Raw genomic sequence first — 22051 nt, 5'->3', positions numbered from 1 at the left:
CTCTTTTGTAGGGCTCACAGTTGATACCTCTCATCAATCCAGCGCCCAGGCGCCAGAGCGGGTGTAGGTTCGGGTTGGGTTTCGTGCGGGGAGAGCTGGCGCTCGTGATGGGTAACGCAAGGCGCCGCCTGCTCGTCCTTGTGGTGACTCATCCACGATGCGCCGATCAGCGCGCCAATGGCGCCGTAGGTCAGAACCTCGATCAGCCAGCCGATCATGCGTGCACCTCGCTTGCGCCGGCGCCGGTGGCCAGCAGCAGGAGGCAGAGGGCGAGGCGGTTCATGATGGTTCGTTTCCTTCACGCATGGCGCGCAGCTTGTCGCGCTTAATGATTTCGGTGCACTCCTGCAACCCGTGGCAGCATTGATCTGGCATGCCTTCGTTGAAGGTGTAACAACAGTCCGCGCAAACCCAAGGGCATTCGCCGTGGGCGGCGCGATCTGTCCAGTCGCGCGTAACCTGGTCCAGCGCACTGATGTAATCCGGCAGCTTGTTTGCGGGCATTTCGGTGACGGTGATTTCGAAGTCGCTCATATGCTTACCTCGCCGTTGTAGCGCTTGTAGTCTTCACCGAACTCCCAGCAGTAGGTCGCCGGCCAAGCGCCTGGCGTGCCTGCCTCGACGAACACGTATCGGTGCGCAAACTCTCCAGAGCGATCCGGCACCGTCTTGCACCATTTGTGCTGCGGGCCACCCAGGAACCAGCCCGGGTGTTCCTTCACGGCTTCAGCCATGAACACATCCAGGTCGTGGTGACCCTTGCTCATAGCGATATATGTGTCGCTGCCGACGCTTTGCACCTCCAGCGGATACTGTTTTGCAGGCATGCGGGTTCCTTGGCCGCCATATCGCGGCAGTGAATAGAGGGGGAGGGACACAGCTCAATAGCGAAACGGTTCAAGCGAACCGCCCAATGGTCCAGCGCGCTAAAGATTTGTGTGCGTTACTAGGTGGTCATGAATAAGGAAAATAAAGATGAGAACTCGAGGCTCGAAATACTGGGGCTGGGCAGACCCGGCCCTACATTCACGATGTCATGAGGAGTCCTACGCCGACGGGGTGAGCATCGATGTTCAGGTCCGGCTGTCCAGCGAGGGCGTAACGCAGCTGTTCATCGGTGTCTATACATCAGCGGTCATACCCTTGCTTGAGGAGGCTTACGACTCTCGGCCTCACGAAACCATGACTCAGGCCCTGGCCTGGGGTGTGGGCCGGGCTCGAGCCGCCGCTGCTGAACGCTCGCCTTCCATGCCCCGGGTTTCGGGGCAGCGATAGAGGGGAGAGGGGTTGCAGCTGGGCGGAGTACAAATGTGCTCCATGCGTCAGGCGGGCTCTTGGATAGTGTTCGGCTGAATCGCGAGACCCCTGACGGCTTCGCTGTAGATGTACTTAATCTTGTCCCAGGGGATGATGTGGCGCTGGCCGTACTCACCCTCGCCATCGCATATCTCGCAGCCTTCAACAGGCTCATCCAGTTCGCGGCATTCCGGGCATTCCTGGGTGACCTCCAGCTTGAACTCACCGCGCAGCAGTGCCTTGGCGCCGTTCTCGGCCGTTAGCCGCTTGGGCATCAGGCAGTATCCGTCAGGGATGGATACCAACGGTCCAACAGGGACAATCGGCAGCCCAGTCTCCGCTGCATCCCTCTCTGCCTCTTCTTTGGTCCACCAGATGGCAGTACCAACCATCCAGGCTAATGGTTCGGGGTGGGGCTGCGGAGCTTGCGCCTGTCCGGCGATCTGCGCGACTCCAATCCGCAGGTGCTGGCGAGCTTGGGCATGTGCCATTTCGTGGGATGTGGCTTCACGAACCGAGTAGGGCAGGCCTCCAGTAATTTTCCTGAACACCCAGCCGTAATGGCTGAGGTTCTTGTCCATTTGGATTAGGTGCAGGCCGTCGTCGCATGCTATCCAGCCGTCGGCGTCGTTGGATCGGTTTTCTGTGGGCATGGGGATACCTCGCGGCTATAGTTCGCCAAGGGCTTTAAGGGGATGAACTTTGTCATTTTGTTTAGCATTCACTGACGCAGACTGGTCGTTGACGAAAGATGCGTTCTCCATCATCGGTACAATCATCAGTGGCGTAATGGTCGGAGTGGCGATCTACTTCGGTCGTGCAGGTCTTCATACCTGGAGAAGGCAGCTCCGAGGGTCGTCAGATCACGACTTAGCACGGCGAATTTTGATTGAACTCTACAGGCTGCGGGATGCGATTCAGAGGGCCCGGTCGCCAGCTATCTTTTCGTTCGAGTCAATGCCCTTCGATGGCGAAGTCGAATCAGCAGATCCCAGGCAAGCAAGCTTCGACTCGTCGTCCAGAGCATATCGTCGCCGGATGGCGGCGATGGATGAGGCTAGACATCCATTGCTAGCCACAATGCTGGAGGCAGAAGCTGTATGGGGCAAGCGTCTGAAAGAGTTGATAGCTCCAGTTTTCAAGCTGGAGCGGGAATTTGTAATCTTTGTCCGCCTTCATCTCAATTCGATAGATCCACGTAACAGCGTACAAGGGCAATTCTCACGACAGGAGCTTCTAGGGGGGCGAAGAAATATTCTTTACGACCTCGACGACGCTGATGATGTGTACTGGGAAGAGGTACTCAAAGCGCTCAATGAAGTGGAAATTTATCTGCGCAGCCGCTTAATACCGGATTAAGTGGATCTCGGTTACGGTAAGTAGAGCACAAGCTCAGGCCGCCAGGCGCTGGTAAAGTTCGATGAGGTCGGAAGCGTTGGCGGCAACCAGTGCCCGGGCTTCGTCCTTGCAGACGCTGTTACCCAGCAGCTTCACCTGGTTGGCACCGGAGATTGCCTTCCAGTAAAGCTGGCCGGTTTTCTCGTCGAGGAACAGCCCGCGGTCGATGATGTAGTCAGCCCGGAAGCCTTGAGCGCGCTTCAGTTCGTGTGGCTTGAGCATGCGAAGCGTGATATCGATCATCACGTAGTCGCCGATCATCACCACGTCGGCGTGCTCGGTGAAGTGTTGGGGCAGGTACTTGCGCATGAAGGCAGCACACTTACGGGCGCCGGCCAGTTGCTCGTCCGTCAGGGTGTGGGTCTGCAACTGCACGACTTGAACGACCGCCATCCGATCCTTCGACGGGATGGTATGCATCGGCTCTCGCATGGAGATGCCGTCCTTCTCCGCCCCGTAGTACTTGACCAAGTAGGCCGTGACCAGGCGCTGATTGGAGCCCTTGCCCAGGATCGTCGAAAAGGGATCGTCTGCACTGCGACCGGCGCCCTTATAGAATCCGCCATTCGCCTGCTCAAGGTGGGCCGATGCTATAGCGTGGTGCCCGCCGCTCTGGGTGATGCATCCGATCGGTTTGGAAACTGGAGCACCGACGCAGCCGCTGCGCAGGGTGACCAAGTTGGCGGTGATCAGCGCGAAGTGCCCGCCCTTGACCTGGGCTACTTGCGTCCGAAGCGGCTCTTGAGCATCGAAGGTCCGCTGTGTTGAGCCATTCGCATGCTCCGTCAGGCAGCCGGCCACAGCCATTGTCGGCTGAACCAAGGCGTGATGAGTACCGCCGCCGCTGATGGTGGATACCGGATCGTCGACGCTGTGCGTGCTGGTGTGCGACTTCGAGGTGCCACGCAGCGGGACAATGAACGGGTCGTTGCAGGCCAGGGTGTGTCGCCACAGGCCTTTGGCGATGCGGTTCATGGTGTTCTCTACCAAGGCATCGTCGCGGAAGATCGTGCGGCCCTGCAGTTCCCAGTCGATGCATTCGGCGGCGGAGCGCCAGGCTTTCTGCCCTTTGCCCGGGTTCTTGTGATGCGTCGGCGCCGGCCAGACGATTGGCTTGCCATCGCGCCGAGCTATGCCGTAGAGGCGCTTGCGGATGGTGGGGGCTCCCTGGTCTGCGGCGACACGAACCTGGTGCTCGAAGTTGTAGCGCAGGCCGCGCACCAGCGCTTCCTTGGGTACGTGGTCGCCGATCTCGGCCAGGATTTCTGGCAGGTCCGGGTGGTCCTCTGGGATGCCGTTGCCCAGCACGTTTACGAAGGCCTGGAACGTCCGGCCTTTCTCCGCCTTGATCGGTCGTCCTTCATCGTCGAGCGGTCCCCAGTCGGCGAACTCTTCTACGTTTTCAAGGAAGATCAGTCGTGGGCGGGTCTGGTAGGCCCAGCGAATGATCACCCATGCCAGGCCCCGAATCTTACGGTCCCGTGGCTTCCCTCCCTTTGCCTTGCTGTGATGCCGGCAGTCTGGCGAGGCCCACAGGATGCCGACAGGCTGGCCCTTGGTTGCCAAGATTGGGTCCACTTCAAACACATCGGCCACGTAGTGCTCGGTGTTCTGGTGGTTGGCGCGGTGCACAGCCAAGGCGATTGGGTTGTGGTTTACCGCCACATCCGGTTCGCGGTACGCCTCGGCGATGCCGCTGCTGGCGCCGCCGCCGCCGGCGAAGAGATCAACAACCAGCTCCTTTTCGAAGGGAAGGGCGAGGGAGGTCATACAGGTCATGTTGTGGTCCTTGCGTGCAGGCGCCGCCCTCGCCGGGGAGGCGTTGGTTGTCGGAAATGAATGGCTATTTGCAATCAACGAGCGTATTGATACGGCTCACCCCATATCGGGGCTGGAGAAGACTCCGTGGATATCGAGCCGACCGATCAAGAAGTCGCAATTGCAATGGGAATCGATGAGGCGGAGGTCCAGCGCTACCGAAGGGAAACTACCCGACTCAATGATGGTGCCTGGCTTATTCATTTCGCTTACGAAATGCCCAAGGAGCTACGACATCACTTCACCGGAAGCTTCACAGCGCTTATAGAGCGAACGCTTCCGCCCTACGATTTGAGGAAGAGTGGTTAGTTTTCGCCTCACTTCAAGTCAAAGAATGACTGCCAGGCAGATCAAGTTTTCAGATCAGCCCTCGCCGGGGAGGCGTTATCGTTGAATAGGGGAAGGCGCTGGCGGTCAGCGCCGGAGGGTCAGGCGGCAGCCGATCGCTTTAGTTGGTCTACCAGCTGCGTCGGGAGGTTATTGATGGTTAGACTTGCGCTGGCCTGGTCGAACTCGACTCGCTCACCAAGCAGGTGCGCCTCAAAGCTGATCGACATGCCTTCGGCGCGTCCGGTGTAGCGGCGATACTGGTTGAGCGTGCGCTTGTCGGCGGCAAAGGCCTCGGAGATGCCGTAATCGCCGGCCCTGATGAAGTCAGCGAAGCTCTTCGGCCTGTCCTCGTCCAGTACCTCGGAGAGTTCGTCGACGCTGATCGGCTCGCCGATCTTGCCCTGCGCCTGGGCATAGGCCACCAGGTTCTGGCTCTTCTCGCTTGCGCTTTCGCTCGGCAGGTCCTCCGCCTTCACGAAGTCGGTGAAGGCTTTGAGCAGCGTGCGCGTTTCGCCTGGGGCGTCGACGCCTTCTTGGGCTCCGATGAAGTCTCGGAAGTAGGCGGTAGACTTGCGACCGCCCTTCGGCTTGATGAAGGAGACGTACTGCCGCGATGCCGGGTTGTGCTTCCACTCGCTCAGGTTGATGCGAGCGGCGAAGTGCAAGGTTCGGGTATCGATCTGGCGAGAGGTGGCCACCGTCAAGTCGTGAGCAACGGCTACCGTATCGACCTGCTGCAGGATGGCGATCATCAGGTAGTCTGTCATTCCCTGGGTGTAGAGGGCGAACAGAACGTGGCCGCCGACCGAAAGGTTCGACTCCTCCATCAGCTTGGTCAAATGCTCCGCCGAGGTGCGGGTGAAGTCGATGAACGCCATTTCGTCGATCATCGTTTTGGCAAGCCAGCCGCTGAACGGGTACGCGCCGGACATGGGGTGGAAGAAGCCCCAGCCCTTGCCCGTCTTGGCGTTGTAGGTACCGTTCACTTCGAACAGCAGGTTATCAATGGCGCCGCTATCGGGAAGCTCTGAGCTGGCCAGGTGCAACACCGCCGGACTGCCATCCGGCTTCTTGTCGATGAAGTGCATCACTGCGTGGCGAATGGGCATGGGTGTTCCTCCGTGGCCGGCTGGCGGCATGGTGGCAATTTGGTTTGGGATGGGGTGAAATACGCAGCGGCAATTGGCCATATAACTCAAAGGACTAGTTATGCGTATTTCCAGTGATGCATGTCTTCGAATCGCTCATGCAGGTGGCAGCTTGATTGTCGACAGCTCGATCTCGTCTGACGCGATGTTGCGAATCGCAAATGCTGTTCAGGTTAGGGGCGTTGGGCACCTAACTGTCAAGGCTTCCGGCATTAGCAGTGACGCAATGATCCGAATCTCCAATGCCGCTCCAGGGCGGGTCACATTTGATGTGACTGATCCGGTGGAATAATTTCATCGCCCGGGCTGCGCCTTATCTCGGCCGAGCTGGCCGCTTCGAACTGACGCGCTAGTTTTGGCGAGATGTAAAAAGCTGGCGCGTCAGGTCGTTCAAGACGACGCGCCCGCTCCTCGGGATCCTGCGCAATCCACGACAAGGCCAGGTCCTGCCAGAGTTCCTGCACCTGGTCGTAGCCGTGACACTCGATCTCGGCAGCCATGGCAGCCTTGATCCCTTCCGGCATGTTGAAGAACACCTTCTCGATGCCCAGCTTTGCGGCAGTCTTCTTCTGGCGGTCTCGGTAGTCCGCTGAGTGTTTCGCGGCTCCGGTCTTCTGCTCGGCCATGGCCGATACCTCCCAAGCCGCTGGGCGGCAGATTGATGTGTTGCTGGCGCCGGCCGTGCCGGACGCGGGCGGTGATGCGTTTCATGGTTTGCGGCTGGCCTTCTTCTCGGCAGTGGTCGGGTAACTGATGCCGAAGTCATCCATGATTCGATGAATCAGCTTGTAGGAGATGCCCATACGGCGTATCGCCTCTGCCATCGTCACTCCTGCGTCGCGGGCGGCGATGATTCGTTCGGCTAGGGCCTTGTCCTGCGCCGGGTCGCCGAGCTTCCTGCCCAGGTTGCCCTTGCCTCGATTAGGGTTGGGCTTGAACTGGAAGCCGCCGTCTGCCGCTGCTCGGTGTAGCGTCGACTGCGACAGCCCGGTGTGCGCCATTACTTCTGCGCAGCACATCGTCTTGGCCAGCACCCTAACTTCAGCGATCATCTTTTCGCGTCGGGTCATTTCTGGTTCACCCTTCGGCACGGTTGATGCGCGGATCGCCTCAAGGTCGCGGTGTGGCCGGTGAGGAACGTACTTTCCACCAGGCAGCTCTTCGACGGCGCCGCCCTTCGCAAAGAAGCTATCGATGCTGGCATTGAGCTGGGCCAGCACCGCTTCACGCTGATCGGGAGCTTGTGAACTGTTCATTGCATGCCGCCTTGCTTGCTCGCTGCGCCTGCCTCCATCGCATCCACGAACTGCAAGGCCGCACGGTAGCTGTAGGTGAAGCCCTGGACTACGCCAGTGGCGATTTCCACCACATCCCAGGTGCGACCCTTGCCGGAGGCCTGGTAACGCGGGGCGCCTTTGCCGATTCGAGCGAAAGCTTCGTTTCTCGCTTCCTGGCTGCGCTCGAGCAAGGCTGCGAGCACCATCCGTTTGTCCTCAAAGGCTTTATGCACGGCTGTCTGCATGGGGTGATCCTCGGTAGGGTCAGGCGTGGAGCTCGAAGGCCTCGGCCTTGCGAACGATTCGAACTTGGGCAGTACGGCGCTCCGGCGCGCGGCGGTCGCGGCGCATGGGGTCGCTGTCGTTGATCACTGCGTGCAAGGCGATGAGGCCGGCTAGCGCAATGCAGAGCGGACTGATGATCTGTTGGCGCATGGCCTTCATCACTGCATCCAGGCGCCGCTTCGCTTCCATCTTGTAGAGCGCGCTGTCGATGCGGTTGGCCACGGTGCCCGGGCTAACTGCCATCTGGCGGGCGATTTCTTTAGTGGAGAGGCCTTGGGCCACCCACAGCAGTGCTTCGAGCTCACGTGGAGCCAGCGCCTTGCCGAGCTGGCCAATCCATGAGCCGCAAGTGATCGTTTCCATGAAGTGTCCTCGGTGGGCTGCATTGGTCGTGACGCTCGCTGCCGTTTACCTCCCGGACCAGGGGAGGGCGAACGCCACGACCGATGCAGCCTGGTGATGGGGAACCAGGTGGATCGGGCAGTTTTCGTCAGGCTGACGGGTGCCGGTGGTTCAGTCGTCCTCGCCCTGGGCCAGCATCTTCTCGATGTCTGCCGAAGCGGGCCTGTTCCAGTTCTTGATTTGGCCTGTCTTGAGGTCGATGTTCAGGATCAGGTAGTCGCCGTAATGGTTACCTGGGAAGAAGTCCGGCACGTAGCCTTCGTAGCTTCCGACCTCGTCGCCTTGCGCATCTTGCAGGCCGGCGGCGAAGCCATCGCGAACCTTGATGTGCAAGCGAATTTCGGTCACATCGACCAGGACCGTTTTCTGCTGGTTGATCTGCATGCTGCATTCCTCGGTTGATTTCCCGTCTGGCCCTGTCGCCAAGGCCAGCCAGTGAAATCGAAGTGATCCAGGCGCCCATCGCTCTCTGGGCTACGCGCTTCCCCGCATTGGCATGCGCGCCGCTTGGTTACCTGAACCCAGCTCACTGCATGAGGCAGCTGCTGCCCTCATGTGCCGCTGAGGGTGACGGGTGTCGAGTTGTGTAAAGAGCGGTGGCTGCCGTAGCTGCCTATAACTTGTGTTATGGGTCGAATCATAACGCATGTTTTCTTTGTGTCAATAACCCAAGTTATAAATCCGACCAAAAAAAAGCCCGCGTTATGCGGGCGCTCGTTCATGCTTCAGTAAATCCTCGCCATCCAATCCTGATGAGGCCTGAGTCCAAGGTGTCGATCGTGATACCTGAAGTCTCTTCCAGGTCGGCGAGCAATCGCTGCCAGTCGGCAGGGGATTCATCCGCGCTCGGCTTGACCTCAACAAACTGCCTTTTCTGTACGTGGGGTGATGCGATTGCTTGCTGGATACGGTATCCGAGCCGTTCGTAGGACAACGATGGGGAATGCGAAAAGGCAGGGTGAGGCATGGCATGAAACTCCTTGTACTGTATGTGCATACAGTTATCCTTTGCTTTAGGCATTTTCAATAGCCGAGAGCTAATTTTTTTTAGCTTGCATTCTTCGGGCAAAAAAAAGCCCAGCATTCCGCCGGGCTATTTAGGCCAAGTATCGTCAGAGCTTGATGGTAGCGCGTACCACGACACCCACGATTCTGCAGCCCTCCATGCACATCTCCATAGGGTATGCGGGATTGAGTGGCTTCAAGAACCTCCGCCCGCCGTCTTCCACAAGTTTTTTGAACGTCGCTTCATTGCTGTCGGCCAGCTTGGCAACGACAAGCTTTCCAGGAGCGGCCTCAGCTTCGGTGTCGACCAGGATGAGCATCCCCTCAGGGATGCTTGTGCCGACCGGTGAAGTCATCGAGTCTCCTTTGACCTCCAGCCAAAACGCTGCCCCTTTGGAGTCGTAATCAGACATTTCGTAGCGGTCAGAAAACCCGGGTGGGAATGGTTCGACCGCTTCCGCCCAGGCTCCCGCTGCGACCCAGCTAATCACCGGATACCTGAATGATTCGGGCTGCTCTTTCAGCGCCCTGACATTGCTCGGCTCTCGCTGCGCCCCTTGTCCGGACGCCAGCCATTCGGCAGTCACTCCAAGAGCCCTCGCTATTTCAAGCAGCTTTTTGGAGGTCGAGTTTCGACCACTTTCGAGGTGCTGGATCGTGACCTGGCTTACCCCGGCTTTCTCCGCCAGCTGGGCCTGACTTAGGCCAAGCGCCGTGCGACGTTCAAGGATTCGGTCTTTGAGCATTTCGGAAGGTTTGTTCATGCCTGCAAGGGTAAAACACACGTTATTAGCCTTCAAATAACATGTGTTTGCCTTATCTATAACTTGAGTTATCATCGAGTGCACGATCCATTGAGGCACGCAGACATGCCGAACACAGAAAGACCAATTGACGAGGTCGTGCGGTTGGCCGGAGGCCAAGCAGAGCTCGCCCGAAGATGCAACACCAGCCAGCCGCGTATTTGGCAGTGCGTTCACCGGAACCAGAAGGTGCCGGCAGATCTAGTGATTCCGTTTGAGAAGGCGGTTGGTGGTCAGGTTACCCGCCATCAGCTGAGGCCGGATCTCTATCCGGCAGAAGATAAGGCGGCTTCGTGATGAGCATTATGCATCTGAGGGCTTTTCGCCAGTAGATGACCGAAACACCTGCGAATCCATCCAGTACCGGAATCGCGGACGAAAAAAAACCGCCTGGCAGGGCGGCTTTCTCTACAGCATTTCAACGGGTTTAAGCATGACAAACATCGTCCCACTTGACAAGTCCAGGGGGTTCACCCGGATGGACAACCAGCTCATGGATGGCCTGCTGGCTATCGATCTCCCAGCTCGGGAGATGAAGATTGTGCTGTACGTGGCCAAGGCCACCATCAACTTCGGCGCGGGCGCCCAGCGCATTCCCGCGACCGACATCGCGAAGGCCATCCACGCTCACCCTGACACCGTGTCCAAGGCGGTTTCCAGCCTGCTGCGCCGTCGCGTCTTGTTCCGTGAGGGTGGTGCCCGGGGTGACATCGGTGTGAATGACCCGAAGGACTGGATCTACGTAGATCCGAAACAGACCAAAACAGCCGACTCGGCTGAAGTGGTCCGAATCGGCTCAGAGTCGAAACAGACCAAAACCGCCGACTGCCTTCTTTATTCTAAGAATCTAACCCCCTATGTATTTCTTCCTTCGGAAGAAAATACATGCCCCCCCAGCGATGAGCAGCCGGCTGTGGTCAAGGCTGACCGCAAGGCCCCGTTTGGGAAGGCCGCCATGCTGGCCGACAACCCTCACGATCTGGACGAGTCGCTGATCGCTGACTACCTGACGGTTCGCAAGGCCGCCAAGGCCCCAGTTACCGCTCGAATCTGGGCCGGCCTGAACGTCAAGCTGGAGCAGTGCAAGGCTTTCGGCATTCAGCCAGCCCAGGCCTTGGAAGTCGCCGTCGAGAACGGATGGCGTGGTTTCGAGGTGGAGTGGGTCACCAAGCGCATCAGCGCACAGCTGCCGGCCCAGGCAAAACCTCACAGCCGTCACCACGGCTTCAACGAGCGCGACTACACCGCCGGCCTGGCCGAGCGTGAGGACGGCACCTATGCGATCTGAATCGGTGATCACCATGTCCGAGGTGAAAAACGCCGCTGGCTTCCGTATCCAGCCAGCGGATTGCGAGCACCACGGCGCCTTCGAGCAGCGGGTGACCATGCTGATGGGCCGCGAGATCGTTGGCCGATGCCCTGAGTGCGAGAAGAGCGCCATTGCTGAGCGCGAGGCCAAGCAGCTGGCGGAGGAGACCCGCCTAAAGCGTGAGGCCATGACCCGCAAGCTGGGCTCGGCGCTGATCCCGAAGCGCTTCGCCGACCGCACCCTGGCCAACTACCGGGTCGAGCACGAGGGCCAGCGCAAGGCCCTGGCCTACTGCACTCGCTACGTGGCAGCCTTCGAGGAAATCGAGCGCACCGGCCGCTGCCTGATGCTGCTGGGCAAGGTAGGTACCGGCAAGACGCATCTGGGCGCCGGCATGGCCAACGAGCTGATGCGCAACACCTCGGCCACCGCCGTCTACCGCACGGTGGGCGCGATCCTGCAGTCCATTCGCGCGACGTACGACCGCCACAGCGATCAGTCCGAGGCCGACATCCTGTCCAGCCTGATCGAACCTTCGCTGCTGGTGCTGGACGAGGTCGGCGTCAGCAAGGAGCAGCCGAGCGACTTCGAGCTGACCACCCTGTTTTCGATCATCAACGGGCGCTACGAGCAGATGCGCCCCACGGTGGTGATTTCCAACCTGGAGCCAGCCCAGCTGCGCCACGCCATGGGCGAGCGGTGTTACGACCGACTGCGCGAGGGCGGCGGGGTGGTGGTGCCCTTCGAGTGGGAATCGCATCGTGGCAAGGAGGAGTTCTGACCATGCGGCAAACCAAGCTGACCAAGGCCGCGCGCGGACGGGAGTGCCAGGTACGTATCCCGGGCGTGTGCAATGGTAACCCCGAGACCACCGTCCTTGCGCACTACCGCTTGGCCGGCACCTGCGGAGTCGGCAAGAAGCCGCACGACATGCAGGGCGCCTGGTGCTGCAGCGACTGCCACGACGCATGCGACGGCCGCAGCCGGGCCGTTGACCGCGACACCGCCCGCCAGTACCACGCCGAGGGCGTCATGCGCACCCAGGCTCTGCTGATCAACGAGGGGGTGCTGATCGCATGAATGCTCCTGCCCTTCGTCCGTACAAGCCCAGGGTGCCGCGTGCCAAGCCAGTTGACCGGGAAGGGCAGGAGCAGGCTGCACTGCTCGAAGAGATCCAGCTTCGCTATCCCGAGGTCTTCGAACTGATCTACCACGTCCCAAACGGCGGTCACCGGCACAAGGGCGTGGCGTCGAAGCTCAAGGCCCAGGGCGTGAAGGCCGGCATCCCCGACCTGGTGTTGACCATGGCCCGAGGCGGGCACTTCGGTTTGTACATCGAATTCAAGGCGACCGTTGACCCGGCGCCCGTCTCGTCCAGCCAGCAAGCGTGCATCCGCCGGCTGAACGACCAAGGCTACCTGGCCGTTGTGTGTCAGGGGCATTTCGACGCCATGGAGTGCCTGAGGGCGTACCTGGCCCTGCCAAAAACGGAGGTTGTAGCATGACCAATACCGCCGCTGTGAAAATCAGCGATGCAGAGATTCGCCGGCAGGCCGCCGGCCAGGTGCGCGACCTGCGCGCCCTAGGCAACCATGGCCTGTATTTTCGGTTTCACCGGTCCCGTGAGCGCGGGTCTTGGTACCTGATCCACAAGGGCAAGTGGAACCTGATTGGCTCATACCCTGAGCTGAGCTCTGCCAAGGTGGCGGCGGCCCTGCCGGATATCCGCCTGCGCCTCGAGGCCGGTGAGGGTTCGAGCCTGTCGAGCTGGGTGCTGACCGGCGAGCTGCTGGCCTGGTTCGCTGAGCGCATGTCCCGTGACCGCAGCCTGTCGGCCAAGCGCAAGAGCACGGCGGCGTCGGCGATCAAGCAGCACCTGGCGCCGCGCCTGGGCGAAACACCCCTAGCCCAGATCGACAAGGCGCTGCTCGACCGAGAGCTGATGTGGCCGCTGCAAGAGTCGCTTTCGATCGACTACGTGCGCCTGGTCTTTCAGCTGCTCGCGCTGGCCTTCCGGCAGGCCGCCAAGCTCGGGCTGATCAGCACCAACCCCATGGCTGGCATCCGCTTTCGTGACTTCTCCAAGGCCAAGGTTACGGTCAAGCCGTCTCGGCTCCGTGGCGTGCACCTTGAAGACCTGATGGCGCGCATGAAGAGCACTCTGGCCCACAACCCGCAGCATGGCCTGCTGGCCCTGATGATGTTGTGCCACGGCACCCGCCTGGGCGAAACCCGCCTGGCCCGCTGGAGCCATATCAGCCTGGCCGAACGGGAGTGGTTCATTCCTGCCGAGCACACCAAGACCGGCGTGCAGCACCGCCTGCCACTGACCGACCAGGTGCGCTTCCTGCTGATGGCCTGCCGCGAGATCCAGCTCAAGCAGGGTTACGAGGGCGAGTTCCTGTTTCCGGGGCGGCAGGGCAAGCCCATGAGCGAATCGAAGGCCTCTGCGGTGTTCGCGATCATGGGGCAGGGCGAGTGGACCAGCCACGACCTGCGCAAGCTGGCCCGCACCGGTTGGGCTGACCTTGGCGTCGATCATCTGGTGGGTGAGCTGCTGATCAACCACGCCATGGGCCACAACGTGAAGGTGTACATCCAGTCCGACGTCATGGCCCGCAAGCGTGAGGCTCTGGAGAAGTGGCACGCACATCTTGATCAGAAGGGTTTCGCTTCGGTTCACGGCTTGACCGGTGATAGATCAACGGATTCATGGATTCTCTGCGAGGTCGCGGGGCGCGCGGGCTTCGATGGCCTCCCGGTATCCACCATAAGCGAGGATTCGAAATGACAGGGAAGAGCCACGGCCCCGCCTTCAAGAAGGCTGTGATCGAGTTGGCTCAGTGCCCTATGTGCCGTGGGAGAGCGGTCACCAAGAGCTTGCTCTACGAACTGCCATGCGACCACTGCAACGCCTCGGGCTTTGTGGCGGCTGCAACTGGCGAGGCCCTGGGCCTGGATGAGCTGGTGACCCAGCTCAGCATGGCCCTGCAGGCCGCGCGCCGGCAGATCGAGCAGTTGAAGAACCCTCAGGCATCCGGGCCTGAGGCGACATATCAGGGAAGCAACCGGCGCGGCGCCGGTGGCACCAATTACACCGGGGATTGAGGGGGAAGGACATGAAAAAACGAACCTACGTAGACAAGGCCCTTGGTGACACCGCTTACATGCTCGAGCAATGGGGCTGGTGGCGCATGGATGGCATGGGCGTACCTCAGTATGTATGTCCGCTGTATGCGCTCATGAAGGAGCACGCTCCAGCGGAAGGAGGGCTCAAGCAATACGTGATCACGGACGACCTAGCACTTGCGGTGGACGGGGCCGTAGCCAGGCTGAACAAGCGCAACCCGCAGATGGGCGGATTCGTCTGGCTGTACTTCGGTGCTAAGTGGCCGGCGCTGCGGATCGCCCGCGAGCACAAGATGAGCGAAGCCAAGGCACGCGAGCTGATCAACACTGGAGTGGCCTGGATCGATTGTGCCCTGGAGCAATTGCGCGAGGCTGCATAAAAAGCTTTCCGCGCGGATAAACACCTGTTTTCATAGCAGCGTGTCCAGCTTGCAAGCAACGCGACACAGTGAGATCCCGGCGAATGTGACCGGGATTTTGCGTTTTGGAGATGATCAAAGCCCGGCGGGAACGTGCAGGGGTAACAGTCAGCGTGGGGACTGGAGGGAAACGCCACGACATCGACCTGACAGGGTCGACATCTCCGCCAATTCGAAGCCTCGGCACTTGCCGGGGCTTTTTCGTTTTCGGCTCTACCACGCCCATCGCCCCGAGCTGGGAGTGCTGTTGGGGCCGAACCTACTGCGCTCCCCAAAAGGGAGGAATCGAGATGCCAAACATGCCCGAGAAGGATCCTGGCCTGTGGGCCGCTGTGCTCACCTGGGTGCTGGCCCATCAGCCTCAGCTGTATGCCGCTGGCTTGTCAGTCGCGATCGCTGTCCTCCGGGTGGTGTATGGCGGTGGCACCCGCCGGCAGATGTTCTTGGAGGGCGCATTGTGCGGCCTCATCACCCTGGCCCTGGTGCCGTTGCTCGAATGGATGGGCCTGCCACAGGGCATGGCCACCTTCGCAGGCGGAATGGTCGGCTTCATGGGGGTTGAGAAGCTTCGCGGCTATTCCGACCTGTTCCTGTCTCGCAAAGCACAGGGGTGACCTGATGATTACGCTGACTGACGTCAACCGCCGCCAGCACTATCTGGCCCCGGCCGCCATTGCCCGCGTGCAGGAGGCCGGCACTAGCTCGCAGTGGCACGGCATCTGCGCCATCGTCCACACGTTCGACGGCCAGGTGCTGGAAGTGCGTGAGCGTGCTGCCGATATCGCGCAGCAACTCAACATGCGCAGGACTGAGTGATGGCCTGCAGTGGGTGCGCCGCCCGGCGCGAATGGATCAACAAGTGGACAAAGGTGGCATATGAGCGAGCCAAGCAAATCCTTGATGGTGGCGACGGTCGTGCCGGCACCAAAGAGCAACCCAAGCAGCCCGCACCAGGTGATGGGAACCAAGGTGCTGCTGAGTGATGGCAGTGAGCTTGCAGGTGTTTTGAGCGTTGAGCTCAAGGCGTCAGTCGATAATGGCGCTTGGCACGCGGTGATCACCGTGATGCCCCGTGAGATCCCCGCTGTTTCGGCAGAGGCCAGAGTGGTTGAGGTGGATGTAACTAGCCTCGCTGACGAAACCCGGCGATACGCTCAGGTGGAGCGATGAGCCTTTCAACTGAGAAGGTGCAGGAGAAGATCCTTGTCGAGCTACAGAAGCACACGGGCCTACTGGAGCAGATCGCGCTGAACCAGATCGCATTGATCGAAGCGCTGGCTGATGGTGAGGATGTAGATCGTGACCCGGACGCTGAGCCGGGCACCTACCTGGATGGCTCGCCATGCCGTTGAGACCTCAGCGCCCCTGCCGCGCCCAAGGCTGTCGTGCTCTACACCGCAATGCCAATGGCTACTGCGATGGTCATGCCGACCTGGCTGCCGAGCAGGCAAAGGCTTGGGCGACCCGCAAGGGGTCGGGGCGTGGTGGGCGCCCATGGCGGCGTAAGCGCGAACGAATCCTGAAACGAGACCAGTACCTCTGTCGATGTGACGACTGCGTCCAGCTTGGCCGCATCCGAGAGGCGCATGAGGTGGACCACATCGTGGCCCTGGCCCACGGTGGCACGGACGATGACGACAACCTTCGGGCGATCAACCGCGACTGCCACAAGGCGAAGACGCAGCGGGAGTCGAAAACGATCAAAAAATGATCGAAAACGGCGAAAATGAGATTAGGTCTCGTTGGCGGGGAGGGGGAGGGTCAAAAGTTCAGGCCCTTTCACTCGGACACCGCGCCCTCAGTCGTTTTTTTACACCCGCGAAATATAAAGTTTAGTGGAGGCGCCGATGCCAGGGGTTGCCGGGCGCTCCGGCCGTCGCCCAAAACCCACGGCCCAGAAGGCGTTGGCCGGCAATCCCGGCAAGCGCAAGTTGAACAAGGACGAGCCTGATTTCGCCCTGGTGACCAACGTTGACCCGCCCGAATGGTTGTGCGAACACGCGACTCGGGTTTGGGAAATGCTGGTTCCGGAATTGCTCCGGGCCAAGGTTCTTGCCCTGACCGACATGCACAACGTCGAGGCGTTCTGCTCTGCCTACGGTAACTGGCGACGGGCACAAGAATCGGTTATCGCCCACGGCATCGTGGTGGCCGGAGCTACTGGCGGACCGGTGAAAAATCCGGCGCTCACTGCGGCCAACGAAGCGATGCGCCAGATGGTCACCTTCGGTTCGATGCTGGGCCTGGACCCGGCCAGTCGCACGCGGATCATCGGCGGCAACAAGCAGAAATCCACCAACGAGTTCGCAGCCCTACTGAGTTCCTGATGGCCAGAGCCAAATACACCAACGTCGACAAGGCGATGGCGTGGGCAAAGTCCGTCCTCAAAGGAAAGTTTCCCGCTTGCCTATTCATCCATCAGTCGATCGAGCGGCACTTCGATGACGTAGCGTCCAGCCGCTCAAAGGACTACCCGTACAAGTTCGACCCGGCCAAGGCCGAGAAAAAGCTGCGCCTGATGCAGCTGCTGCCCCACACGAAGGGCGAGTGGGCGTTCAAGCGACAGCTCATCACGCTGGAGCCTTGGCAGCTGTTCGGCCTGGCCTGCACGTTCGGCTGGGTCAGGAAGAAGGGCGGTTACCGGCGCTTTCGCGAAAGTTACTGGGAAGTGCCGCGCAAGAACGGCAAGTCGGTGATCGCCGCCGGCGTCGGCATCAGCATGTTCACCGCTGACAACGAGTTCGGCGCCGAGGTCTACTCCGGTGCGACGACCGAGAAGCAGGCGTGGGAGGTATTCCGGCCTGCAAGGCTGATGGTCAGCCGGTCGCCCATGTTGATCGAGGCAGCCGGCATCGAGGTCAACGCCTCGAACTTGAACATCCCGTCGAACGGCAGCCGCTTCGAGCCGCTGATCGGAAACCCGGGTGATGGTGCGTCGCCGTCCTGCGCGATCATCGATGAATATCACGAGCACGACAGCGCGGCCCAGTACGACACGATGCTCACCGGCATGGGGGCACGCCGGCAGCCGTTGATGTTCATCATCACCACCGCCGGCGCAAACATCGAGGGGCCGTGCTACGACAAGCGTCGCCAGGTCATCGAGATGCTCAACGGCACCGTGCCGGACGACGAGCTGTTCGGCTACATCTGGACGCTCGACGAGGGTGACGACTGGACCGATCCGAAGAACCTGGCCAAGGCCAACCCCTGCATGGGTGTGTCGGTGTTTCGGGAGTACCTGGAGAGCCAGCTGGCCAGGGCGATCCGCTCGGCGCGCTTCACCAACACGTTCAAGACCAAGCACCTGAACCTGTGGGTGAGTGCCAAGTCCGGCTTCTTCAACATGGAAAGCTGGAAGGCCTGCGAGGACAAGACGCTTACGCTTGAGCAGTTCGAGGGGCAAGAGTGGATTGCCGGCTTCGACCTGGCCCGCAAGCTGGACATGAACTCCAGGGCCAGGCTGTTCTGGCGAGAGATCGATGGAAAGATCCACTACTACAGCGTGGCCCCCGCGTTCTGGGTTCCTGAGGACACCGCTAACGACGTGGACAACAAGCGGATGGCCGAGCGCTTTCAGGCATGGGTAAATACCGGCCACCTGACCGCTACGCCAGGCGCAGAGGTGGATTACCGCGAAATTCTCGAAGACACCAAAGAAGCCAACAAGCTGGCGCCGATCAGGGAGTGTCCGATCGACCCGCACGGCGCCACTGGTCTGAGCCATGACCTGGACGACGAGGGCTTCAACCCGATCACCATCACCCAGAACTACACCAACATGTCCGACGGCATGAAGGAACTGGAGGCAGCGATCGAGGCGGGGCGTTTCCACCATGACGGCAACCCGATCATGACCTGGTGTATCGGCAACGTGATCGGTAAATACCTGCCCGGCAATGACGACGTTGTCCGTCCGATAAAGCAGGGCGATGACAACAAGATCGACGGCGCAGTAGCGCTGATCATGACGATAGGCCGGGTACTCGCCAATGCGGACACTCAGGGCTCTGTCGACGACTTCCTTTCCAGACCGATGAGCATGTGATGGCAGACACCGATTACAGCATTGACCTGCGCACCCGCAGCCCATTCTGGGCGCGCATGGCGAGCTTCTTTGTCGGCGGCCGCCTAGTGTCGCCGGAGAAGGGATCCCAGAACGGGCCAGTGTCCGCCTCTGGGGTGGTGGGCGATTCGGTCGTGAGCGACGAGCGATCGTTGCAGATTTCCACGGTGTTCGCATGCGTCCGTCTGATCTCCACGGTCACGGCCGGCCTGCCGCTGGATGTTTTCGAGACCACCGGCGATGACCGGAGAAAGGTCGGCATCGACAACCCGCTGGCCCGTCTTCTTCGATTCAGTCCAAACCAGTTCATGACCGCGGTGGAGTTCCGCGAAGCCATGACCATGCAGCTGTGCTTCTACGGCAACGCCTATGCCTTGATCGAGCGGAACAGCGTCGGGGATGTGATCAGCCTCACGCCTCTCATGTCGGTCAACATGGATGTGCGCCTGGAGAACAAGCGTGTGGTCTATCGGTACCGCCGTGACAACGAGTATGCGGATTTCAAGGCATCGGAGATCTTCCACCTCAAGGGGTTCGGCTTCAACGGCCTTGTGGGGCTGTCACCGATCGCTTTCGCGGCCAAGACCACCGGGGTAGCCGTTGCCATGGAAGACCAGCAGCGCGACTTCTATGCCAACGGCGCCAAGTCACCTCAGTTGCTGATGACCGGCGAGGGCAAGGTGCTTAACAAAGAACAGCGCGCCCAGGTTGAAGAGAACTTCAAGGAGATATCCGGCGGGCCGGTCAAAAAGCGTCTGTGGATTCTGGAGGGCGGATTCACCACTCAGCCCATTGGCGTCAGCCCTCAGGACGCAGAGACCATGGCCGCTCGTAAATTCCAGGTCAGTGAGCTGGCCCGGTTCTTCGGGGTGCCGCCGCATCTGGTGGGCGATGTCGAGAAATCGACCAGTTGGGGTACCGGCATCGAGCAGCAGAACCTCGGATTCTTGCAGTACACCTTATCGCCTTACCTCAACCGCTGGGAGTACGCCATTGAGCGATGGTTGCTGAAGCCCAGCGACGTTGGGCGGTACCACGCGGAGCACAACATTGATGGCCTGCTGCGGGGCGATTCAGCTGCCCGAGCATCCTTCATGGGTACGCTGGCAGATAAAGGCCTTCGGACCATCAACGAGCTTCGGCGGCTGGACAACATGCCGCCCCTGGCTGGAGGCGATGTCGCCACCCGGCAATCACAGAACGTGCCCATCACTCAACTCGGTAACCCAGACCCCGCTCAGAGCGGGGTTTGATCTTTCTGGAGGCAGCAAATGCCCAGCGTTTGCAAAAACTTGGCCTTCGATCAGGCCGCAATCAAGTTCGCCAACGGTGGCGCTCAAGGCGTTTTCGAAGGCTATGCCAGCGTCTTCGGCGTGGTCGACAGCGATGGCGACATCATCGAGCCCGGCGCCTTCGCCCAGGCCTTGAAAACTCAGTCCCGTGCCGTGGCCATGTTCTTCAATCACCGGCGCAACGAGATACCGGTGGGCAAGTGGCTTGACCTATCCGAGGACAGTAAAGGCCTGTATGTGCGCGGTGAGCTCACACCAGGCAACCCCCAGTCCGAAGCGCTCAAGGCCGCCATGATTCACGGCACGGTCGGAGGTATGTCCGTCGGCTTCAGTGCAGCCAAGGGTGATGTTTCCTCTATCGCTACCGGCTACTCCTTCCGCAACGTATCGCGCTTGAGCGAGATCAGCGTGTGTACCTTCCCGGCCAACGAAGCGGCCACCGTCTCCACGCTCAAGAGCATGGAGACCATTGAGAGCATCCGTGATGCGGAGAACTGGCTGAGGGAATCCGCCGGCCTCTCCAAGTCCGAAGCGCAGGCGTTGATCGCCCGCATCAAGTCCGCGGTTCGGAGCGATTCCGAAAGCGGCGACCCCACTGAAATCGCCGCGCTCCTGGAGCGCTTGAAAACCTTCCCGCAACTTTGAACCGAGGATCCACCCATGTCCGAACTGGCCCAAGTCCAGAAGGCGATCGAAACCGCGCAGACCCGCATGCAGGAGCTGTTCGACGCCCAGAAAACCGAAATTCAACAGAACGGTGCCGTGAGCAAAAAGCTGCAAGAAGACCTCACGACCGTTCAGGAAGAACTGAAAACCGCCGGCACTCGTCTGTTCGACATCGAGCAGAAGCTGGCCGGCAACAACCCTGATGACCCATCTACCAAGAAGAGCTTCGCAGCCCAAACGGCCGAAGACCTGAAGAAGTCCTGGGACGGTAAGTCCTCGGGCAAGGTCGACGTGAAGAGCTTCGACAAGCAGCTGGGTAGCGGCGCCGCCTCCGCCGGTGCATTGATCCAGCCGCAGATGAATCCAGGCATCTTGATGCCAGGCCTCCGCCGTCTGACCATCCGAGACCTGCTCGCTCAAGGGCGTATCAGCTCGAACTCGCTGGAATACGTTCGTGAGAACGTGTTCACCAACAGCGCTGCGCCGGTCGCCGAAGGCACCCTGAAGCCTGAATCCAACCTGACCTTCACCAAGGAAACAGCGAACGTCAAAACCATCGCTCACTGGATCCAGGCATCCCGCCAGGTGATGGACGATGCGCCGATGCTCGAGTCCTACGTGAATAACCGCCTGCTGTTTGGCCTGGCCCTGGTTGAAGAAGGGCAGCTGCTGAATGGCGATGGCACCGGTGACAACCTCACCGGGTTGAACAAAGTCGCAACCGCCTACGACACCGCACTGAACGCCACCGGTGACACCCGCGCGGACAAGATCGCTCACGCCATCTTCCAGACCAGCGAGTCGGAATTCGAGGCCTCGGGCATCATCCTGAACCCTCGCGACTGGCATGCCATCGCACTGCTGAAGGACGCGGAAGGCCGCTACATCTTCGGCGGTCCGGCAGCGTTCGCCGCGAAGGTCATGTGGGGGCTGCCGGTAGTGGCCACCAAGGCACAAGCACTCGGTACCTTCACCGTCGGCGGCTTCGACCTGGCATCCCAAGTGTGGGATCGCATGGACGCCACTGTTGAAATCAGCCGCGAAGACCGCGACAACTTCGTGAAGAACATGCTGACCATCCTGTGCGAAGAGCGCCTGGCGCTGGCCCATTACCGTACCAGCGCGATCATCAAGGGCACCTTCACCGTCCCAACCCCATAATCCAACCAATGGGCCGGGGCAGGTAACTGCCCCGCTTTGATCATGAAAAAAATTCGCGCACTGCGTCAGTTCTCGCACTACCACGCCGGTAACTTCGACCAGCACGAAACCCGTGCTGTGTTGGACGAGTATGCAGAAGCTCTGATCGGGATGGGGCTTGCAGAGGAAGTTATCGACCCCGAGCATTTGCCAGAGCCAGAGCCAGAGCCAGAGCCAGAGCCAGAGCCAGAGCCAGAGCCAGAGCCAG

The 22051-nt window shown here is 60.4% G+C and carries 34 protein-coding genes; 21 read left to right on the top strand and 13 right to left on the bottom strand.

Translation table 11 applies throughout. The features are described 5' to 3' along the window. Window positions 1–14: 14 nt before the first annotated feature. The 3 genes from B9A31_RS10340 to B9A31_RS10330 form a co-directional block, all read right to left on the bottom strand. Window positions 15–218, bottom strand: a complete 204-nt coding sequence (locus B9A31_RS10340; protein ID WP_084296969.1) for a hypothetical protein — start codon at window positions 216–218, stop codon at window positions 15–17. Window positions 219–279: 61 nt separating this feature from the next. Continuing rightward, window positions 280–534: a hypothetical protein gene (locus B9A31_RS10335; protein ID WP_084296968.1), complete on the bottom strand. Its 255-nt coding sequence runs from the start codon at window positions 532–534 to the stop codon at window positions 280–282. Beyond that, window positions 531–827, bottom strand: coding sequence for a hypothetical protein (locus B9A31_RS10330; protein WP_084296967.1), 297 nt, complete (start codon window positions 825–827; stop codon window positions 531–533). The genes B9A31_RS10335 and B9A31_RS10330 overlap by 4 nt, the downstream gene beginning before the upstream one ends. A 148-nt stretch (window positions 828–975) precedes the next feature. On the opposite strand from B9A31_RS10330, the gene B9A31_RS27475 reads away from it, so the two are divergent. Next, entirely contained in the window at window positions 976–1275 is a 300-nt protein-coding gene (locus tag B9A31_RS27475; protein WP_084296966.1) for a hypothetical protein, read from the top strand. Window positions 1276–1322: 47 nt separating this feature from the next. Here B9A31_RS27475 and B9A31_RS10320 read toward each other — a convergent pair whose 3' ends face one another. Continuing rightward, entirely contained in the window at window positions 1323–1949 is a 627-nt protein-coding gene (locus B9A31_RS10320) for a hypothetical protein (RefSeq protein WP_084296965.1), read from the bottom strand. A gap of 88 nt (window positions 1950–2037) precedes the next feature. Here B9A31_RS10320 and B9A31_RS10315 point away from each other — a divergent pair, with 88 nt between their 5' ends. Then, entirely contained in the window at window positions 2038–2655 is a 618-nt protein-coding gene (locus B9A31_RS10315) for a hypothetical protein (RefSeq protein ID WP_143512031.1), read from the top strand. Window positions 2656–2688: 33 nt separating this feature from the next. Here B9A31_RS10315 and B9A31_RS10310 read toward each other — a convergent pair whose 3' ends face one another. From B9A31_RS10310 to B9A31_RS10265, 9 genes are all read right to left on the bottom strand, one after another. Then, entirely contained in the window at window positions 2689–4473 is a 1785-nt protein-coding gene (locus tag B9A31_RS10310; RefSeq protein WP_084296963.1) for a DNA cytosine methyltransferase, read from the bottom strand. 467 nt (window positions 4474–4940) lie between these two features. Continuing rightward, window positions 4941–5951 (bottom strand): nucleoid-associated protein YejK, encoded by a 1011-nt coding sequence (gene yejK, locus B9A31_RS10300; protein ID WP_084296961.1) that lies wholly within the window; start codon window positions 5949–5951, stop codon window positions 4941–4943. Window positions 5952–6250: 299 nt separating this feature from the next. Continuing rightward, window positions 6251–6616 carry a hypothetical protein gene (locus B9A31_RS10295; RefSeq protein ID WP_084296960.1) on the bottom strand — a complete coding sequence of 122 codons (366 nt, stop codon included), beginning with the start codon at window positions 6614–6616 and terminating at the stop codon, window positions 6251–6253. Between the two features lie 81 nt (window positions 6617–6697). Further along, window positions 6698–7246 carry a hypothetical protein gene (locus B9A31_RS10290; RefSeq protein ID WP_084296959.1) on the bottom strand — a complete coding sequence of 183 codons (549 nt, stop codon included), beginning with the start codon at window positions 7244–7246 and terminating at the stop codon, window positions 6698–6700. Continuing rightward, a complete protein-coding gene (locus tag B9A31_RS10285; protein ID WP_084296958.1) occupies window positions 7243–7512 on the bottom strand; it encodes a hypothetical protein in 270 nt (89 codons plus the stop codon). The genes B9A31_RS10290 and B9A31_RS10285 overlap by 4 nt, the downstream gene beginning before the upstream one ends. A gap of 19 nt (window positions 7513–7531) precedes the next feature. After that, window positions 7532–7915, bottom strand: coding sequence for a response regulator transcription factor (locus tag B9A31_RS10280; RefSeq protein WP_084296957.1), 384 nt, complete (start codon window positions 7913–7915; stop codon window positions 7532–7534). Between the two features lie 150 nt (window positions 7916–8065). Further along, entirely contained in the window at window positions 8066–8338 is a 273-nt protein-coding gene (locus tag B9A31_RS10275) for a hypothetical protein (protein WP_084296956.1), read from the bottom strand. Window positions 8339–8672: 334 nt separating this feature from the next. Continuing rightward, the gene (locus B9A31_RS10270; protein WP_256576192.1) at window positions 8673–8951 is read right to left on the bottom strand and encodes a DUF1654 domain-containing protein; all 279 of its coding nucleotides are present in this window, start codon (window positions 8949–8951) and stop codon (window positions 8673–8675) included. Window positions 8952–9066: 115 nt separating this feature from the next. Further along, on the bottom strand, window positions 9067–9798 hold the full coding sequence (locus B9A31_RS10265) for a LexA family protein (protein WP_084296955.1): 732 nt from the start codon (window positions 9796–9798) through the stop codon (window positions 9067–9069). A gap of 30 nt (window positions 9799–9828) precedes the next feature. Here B9A31_RS10265 and B9A31_RS10260 point away from each other — a divergent pair, with 30 nt between their 5' ends. From B9A31_RS10260 to B9A31_RS27470, 19 genes are all read left to right on the top strand, one after another. Beyond that, window positions 9829–10059 (top strand): transcriptional regulator, encoded by a 231-nt coding sequence (locus tag B9A31_RS10260; RefSeq protein ID WP_080563748.1) that lies wholly within the window; start codon window positions 9829–9831, stop codon window positions 10057–10059. Window positions 10060–10195: 136 nt separating this feature from the next. Continuing rightward, the gene (locus B9A31_RS10255) at window positions 10196–11050 is read left to right on the top strand and encodes a replication protein (RefSeq protein ID WP_084296954.1); all 855 of its coding nucleotides are present in this window, start codon (window positions 10196–10198) and stop codon (window positions 11048–11050) included. Then, window positions 11040–11852, top strand: a complete 813-nt coding sequence (locus tag B9A31_RS10250; protein ID WP_084296953.1) for an ATP-binding protein — start codon at window positions 11040–11042, stop codon at window positions 11850–11852. The genes B9A31_RS10255 and B9A31_RS10250 overlap by 11 nt, the downstream gene beginning before the upstream one ends. A gap of 2 nt (window positions 11853–11854) precedes the next feature. Next, window positions 11855–12151: a DUF1364 domain-containing protein gene (locus B9A31_RS10245; protein WP_084296952.1), complete on the top strand. Its 297-nt coding sequence runs from the start codon at window positions 11855–11857 to the stop codon at window positions 12149–12151. Continuing rightward, window positions 12148–12576 (top strand): VRR-NUC domain-containing protein, encoded by a 429-nt coding sequence (locus tag B9A31_RS10240; RefSeq protein WP_084296951.1) that lies wholly within the window; start codon window positions 12148–12150, stop codon window positions 12574–12576. The genes B9A31_RS10245 and B9A31_RS10240 overlap by 4 nt, the downstream gene beginning before the upstream one ends. Further along, on the top strand, window positions 12573–13862 hold the full coding sequence (locus tag B9A31_RS10235) for a tyrosine-type recombinase/integrase (protein WP_084296950.1): 1290 nt from the start codon (window positions 12573–12575) through the stop codon (window positions 13860–13862). The genes B9A31_RS10240 and B9A31_RS10235 overlap by 4 nt, the downstream gene beginning before the upstream one ends. Beyond that, complete coding sequence (locus tag B9A31_RS10230; RefSeq protein WP_084296949.1) at window positions 13859–14179, top strand: hypothetical protein; 321 nt, start codon at window positions 13859–13861, stop codon at window positions 14177–14179. The genes B9A31_RS10235 and B9A31_RS10230 overlap by 4 nt, the downstream gene beginning before the upstream one ends. An 11-nt stretch (window positions 14180–14190) precedes the next feature. Further along, on the top strand, window positions 14191–14580 hold the full coding sequence (locus B9A31_RS10225) for an antiterminator Q family protein (protein WP_027609633.1): 390 nt from the start codon (window positions 14191–14193) through the stop codon (window positions 14578–14580). A 329-nt stretch (window positions 14581–14909) separates the two neighbouring features. Then, complete coding sequence (locus B9A31_RS10220) at window positions 14910–15233, top strand: phage holin, lambda family (RefSeq protein WP_010952643.1); 324 nt, start codon at window positions 14910–14912, stop codon at window positions 15231–15233. A 4-nt stretch (window positions 15234–15237) separates the two neighbouring features. Then, entirely contained in the window at window positions 15238–15435 is a 198-nt protein-coding gene (locus tag B9A31_RS10215) for a hypothetical protein (protein WP_084296948.1), read from the top strand. 60 nt (window positions 15436–15495) lie between these two features. Beyond that, entirely contained in the window at window positions 15496–15789 is a 294-nt protein-coding gene (locus tag B9A31_RS27200; RefSeq protein ID WP_159453278.1) for a hypothetical protein, read from the top strand. Continuing rightward, complete coding sequence (locus tag B9A31_RS10205) at window positions 15786–15971, top strand: hypothetical protein (RefSeq protein ID WP_084296946.1); 186 nt, start codon at window positions 15786–15788, stop codon at window positions 15969–15971. Before B9A31_RS27200 ends, B9A31_RS10205 begins: the two co-directional genes overlap by 4 nt. Next, complete coding sequence (locus B9A31_RS10200) at window positions 15962–16330, top strand: HNH endonuclease (protein ID WP_084296945.1); 369 nt, start codon at window positions 15962–15964, stop codon at window positions 16328–16330. Before B9A31_RS10205 ends, B9A31_RS10200 begins: the two co-directional genes overlap by 10 nt. A 136-nt stretch (window positions 16331–16466) precedes the next feature. Beyond that, window positions 16467–16946, top strand: coding sequence for a phage terminase small subunit P27 family (locus B9A31_RS10195; RefSeq protein ID WP_084296944.1), 480 nt, complete (start codon window positions 16467–16469; stop codon window positions 16944–16946). Further along, entirely contained in the window at window positions 16946–18667 is a 1722-nt protein-coding gene (locus tag B9A31_RS10190; RefSeq protein WP_084296943.1) for a terminase large subunit, read from the top strand. Before B9A31_RS10195 ends, B9A31_RS10190 begins: the two co-directional genes overlap by 1 nt. Next, complete coding sequence (locus B9A31_RS10185; protein ID WP_084296942.1) at window positions 18667–19938, top strand: phage portal protein; 1272 nt, start codon at window positions 18667–18669, stop codon at window positions 19936–19938. Before B9A31_RS10190 ends, B9A31_RS10185 begins: the two co-directional genes overlap by 1 nt. Before the next feature lie 18 nt (window positions 19939–19956). Then, window positions 19957–20622, top strand: a complete 666-nt coding sequence (locus B9A31_RS10180; RefSeq protein WP_084296941.1) for an HK97 family phage prohead protease — start codon at window positions 19957–19959, stop codon at window positions 20620–20622. A gap of 15 nt (window positions 20623–20637) precedes the next feature. Further along, on the top strand, window positions 20638–21804 hold the full coding sequence (locus B9A31_RS10175) for a phage major capsid protein (protein ID WP_084296940.1): 1167 nt from the start codon (window positions 20638–20640) through the stop codon (window positions 21802–21804). Window positions 21805–21846: 42 nt separating this feature from the next. Further along, a partial coding sequence (locus B9A31_RS27470) for a hypothetical protein (protein ID WP_256576191.1) occupies window positions 21847–22051 on the top strand: 205 nt, incomplete at its 3' end.

This window comes from Pseudomonas sp. URIL14HWK12:I5, assembly GCF_900176445.1.
GTDB lineage: Bacteria > Pseudomonadota > Gammaproteobacteria > Pseudomonadales > Pseudomonadaceae > Aquipseudomonas > Aquipseudomonas monteilii.
The sequence above is the reverse complement of the archived record's forward strand: the minus strand, read 5'-3'. Positions and strand labels throughout refer to the sequence as shown.

Excerpts from the sequence above, each read along its gene's own strand:
- B9A31_RS10180 (WP_084296941.1), top strand. The coding sequence starts at position 19,957 with ATGCCCAGCGTTTGCAAAAACTTGGCCTTCGATCAGGCCGCAATCAAG.
- B9A31_RS10220 (WP_010952643.1), top strand. The coding sequence starts at position 14,910 with ATGCCAAACATGCCCGAGAAGGATCCTGGCCTGTGGGCCGCTGTGCTC.
- B9A31_RS10240 (WP_084296951.1), top strand. The coding sequence starts at position 12,148 with ATGAATGCTCCTGCCCTTCGTCCGTACAAGCCCAGGGTGCCGCGTGCC.
- B9A31_RS10320 (WP_084296965.1), bottom strand. The coding sequence starts at position 1,949 with ATGCCCACAGAAAACCGATCCAACGACGCCGACGGCTGGATAGCATGC.
- B9A31_RS27200 (WP_159453278.1), top strand. The coding sequence starts at position 15,496 with ATGAGCGAGCCAAGCAAATCCTTGATGGTGGCGACGGTCGTGCCGGCA.
- B9A31_RS10280 (WP_084296957.1), bottom strand. The coding sequence starts at position 7,915 with ATGGAAACGATCACTTGCGGCTCATGGATTGGCCAGCTCGGCAAGGCG.
- B9A31_RS10235 (WP_084296950.1), top strand. The coding sequence starts at position 12,573 with ATGACCAATACCGCCGCTGTGAAAATCAGCGATGCAGAGATTCGCCGG.
- B9A31_RS10285 (WP_084296958.1), bottom strand. The coding sequence starts at position 7,512 with ATGCAGACAGCCGTGCATAAAGCCTTTGAGGACAAACGGATGGTGCTC.
- B9A31_RS10290 (WP_084296959.1), bottom strand. The coding sequence starts at position 7,246 with ATGAACAGTTCACAAGCTCCCGATCAGCGTGAAGCGGTGCTGGCCCAG.
- B9A31_RS10295 (WP_084296960.1), bottom strand. The coding sequence starts at position 6,616 with ATGGCCGAGCAGAAGACCGGAGCCGCGAAACACTCAGCGGACTACCGA.
- B9A31_RS10335 (WP_084296968.1), bottom strand. The coding sequence starts at position 534 with ATGAGCGACTTCGAAATCACCGTCACCGAAATGCCCGCAAACAAGCTG.
- B9A31_RS10200 (WP_084296945.1), top strand. The coding sequence starts at position 15,962 with ATGCCGTTGAGACCTCAGCGCCCCTGCCGCGCCCAAGGCTGTCGTGCT.
- yejK (WP_084296961.1), bottom strand. The coding sequence starts at position 5,951 with ATGCCCATTCGCCACGCAGTGATGCACTTCATCGACAAGAAGCCGGAT.
- B9A31_RS10195 (WP_084296944.1), top strand. The coding sequence starts at position 16,467 with ATGCCAGGGGTTGCCGGGCGCTCCGGCCGTCGCCCAAAACCCACGGCC.
- B9A31_RS10255 (WP_084296954.1), top strand. The coding sequence starts at position 10,196 with ATGACAAACATCGTCCCACTTGACAAGTCCAGGGGGTTCACCCGGATG.
- B9A31_RS10215 (WP_084296948.1), top strand. The coding sequence starts at position 15,238 with ATGATTACGCTGACTGACGTCAACCGCCGCCAGCACTATCTGGCCCCG.
- B9A31_RS10250 (WP_084296953.1), top strand. The coding sequence starts at position 11,040 with ATGCGATCTGAATCGGTGATCACCATGTCCGAGGTGAAAAACGCCGCT.
- B9A31_RS10245 (WP_084296952.1), top strand. The coding sequence starts at position 11,855 with ATGCGGCAAACCAAGCTGACCAAGGCCGCGCGCGGACGGGAGTGCCAG.
- B9A31_RS27475 (WP_084296966.1), top strand. The coding sequence starts at position 976 with ATGAGAACTCGAGGCTCGAAATACTGGGGCTGGGCAGACCCGGCCCTA.
- B9A31_RS10265 (WP_084296955.1), bottom strand. The coding sequence starts at position 9,798 with ATGATAACTCAAGTTATAGATAAGGCAAACACATGTTATTTGAAGGCT.
- B9A31_RS10185 (WP_084296942.1), top strand. The coding sequence starts at position 18,667 with ATGGCAGACACCGATTACAGCATTGACCTGCGCACCCGCAGCCCATTC.
- B9A31_RS10330 (WP_084296967.1), bottom strand. The coding sequence starts at position 827 with ATGCCTGCAAAACAGTATCCGCTGGAGGTGCAAAGCGTCGGCAGCGAC.
- B9A31_RS10225 (WP_027609633.1), top strand. The coding sequence starts at position 14,191 with ATGAAAAAACGAACCTACGTAGACAAGGCCCTTGGTGACACCGCTTAC.
- B9A31_RS10260 (WP_080563748.1), top strand. The coding sequence starts at position 9,829 with ATGCCGAACACAGAAAGACCAATTGACGAGGTCGTGCGGTTGGCCGGA.
- B9A31_RS10275 (WP_084296956.1), bottom strand. The coding sequence starts at position 8,338 with ATGCAGATCAACCAGCAGAAAACGGTCCTGGTCGATGTGACCGAAATT.
- B9A31_RS10190 (WP_084296943.1), top strand. The coding sequence starts at position 16,946 with ATGGCCAGAGCCAAATACACCAACGTCGACAAGGCGATGGCGTGGGCA.
- B9A31_RS10230 (WP_084296949.1), top strand. The coding sequence starts at position 13,859 with ATGACAGGGAAGAGCCACGGCCCCGCCTTCAAGAAGGCTGTGATCGAG.
- B9A31_RS10340 (WP_084296969.1), bottom strand. The coding sequence starts at position 218 with ATGATCGGCTGGCTGATCGAGGTTCTGACCTACGGCGCCATTGGCGCG.
- B9A31_RS10175 (WP_084296940.1), top strand. The coding sequence starts at position 20,638 with ATGTCCGAACTGGCCCAAGTCCAGAAGGCGATCGAAACCGCGCAGACC.
- B9A31_RS10310 (WP_084296963.1), bottom strand. The coding sequence starts at position 4,473 with ATGACCTGTATGACCTCCCTCGCCCTTCCCTTCGAAAAGGAGCTGGTT.
- B9A31_RS10205 (WP_084296946.1), top strand. The coding sequence starts at position 15,786 with ATGAGCCTTTCAACTGAGAAGGTGCAGGAGAAGATCCTTGTCGAGCTA.
- B9A31_RS10270 (WP_256576192.1), bottom strand. The coding sequence starts at position 8,951 with ATGCACATACAGTACAAGGAGTTTCATGCCATGCCTCACCCTGCCTTT.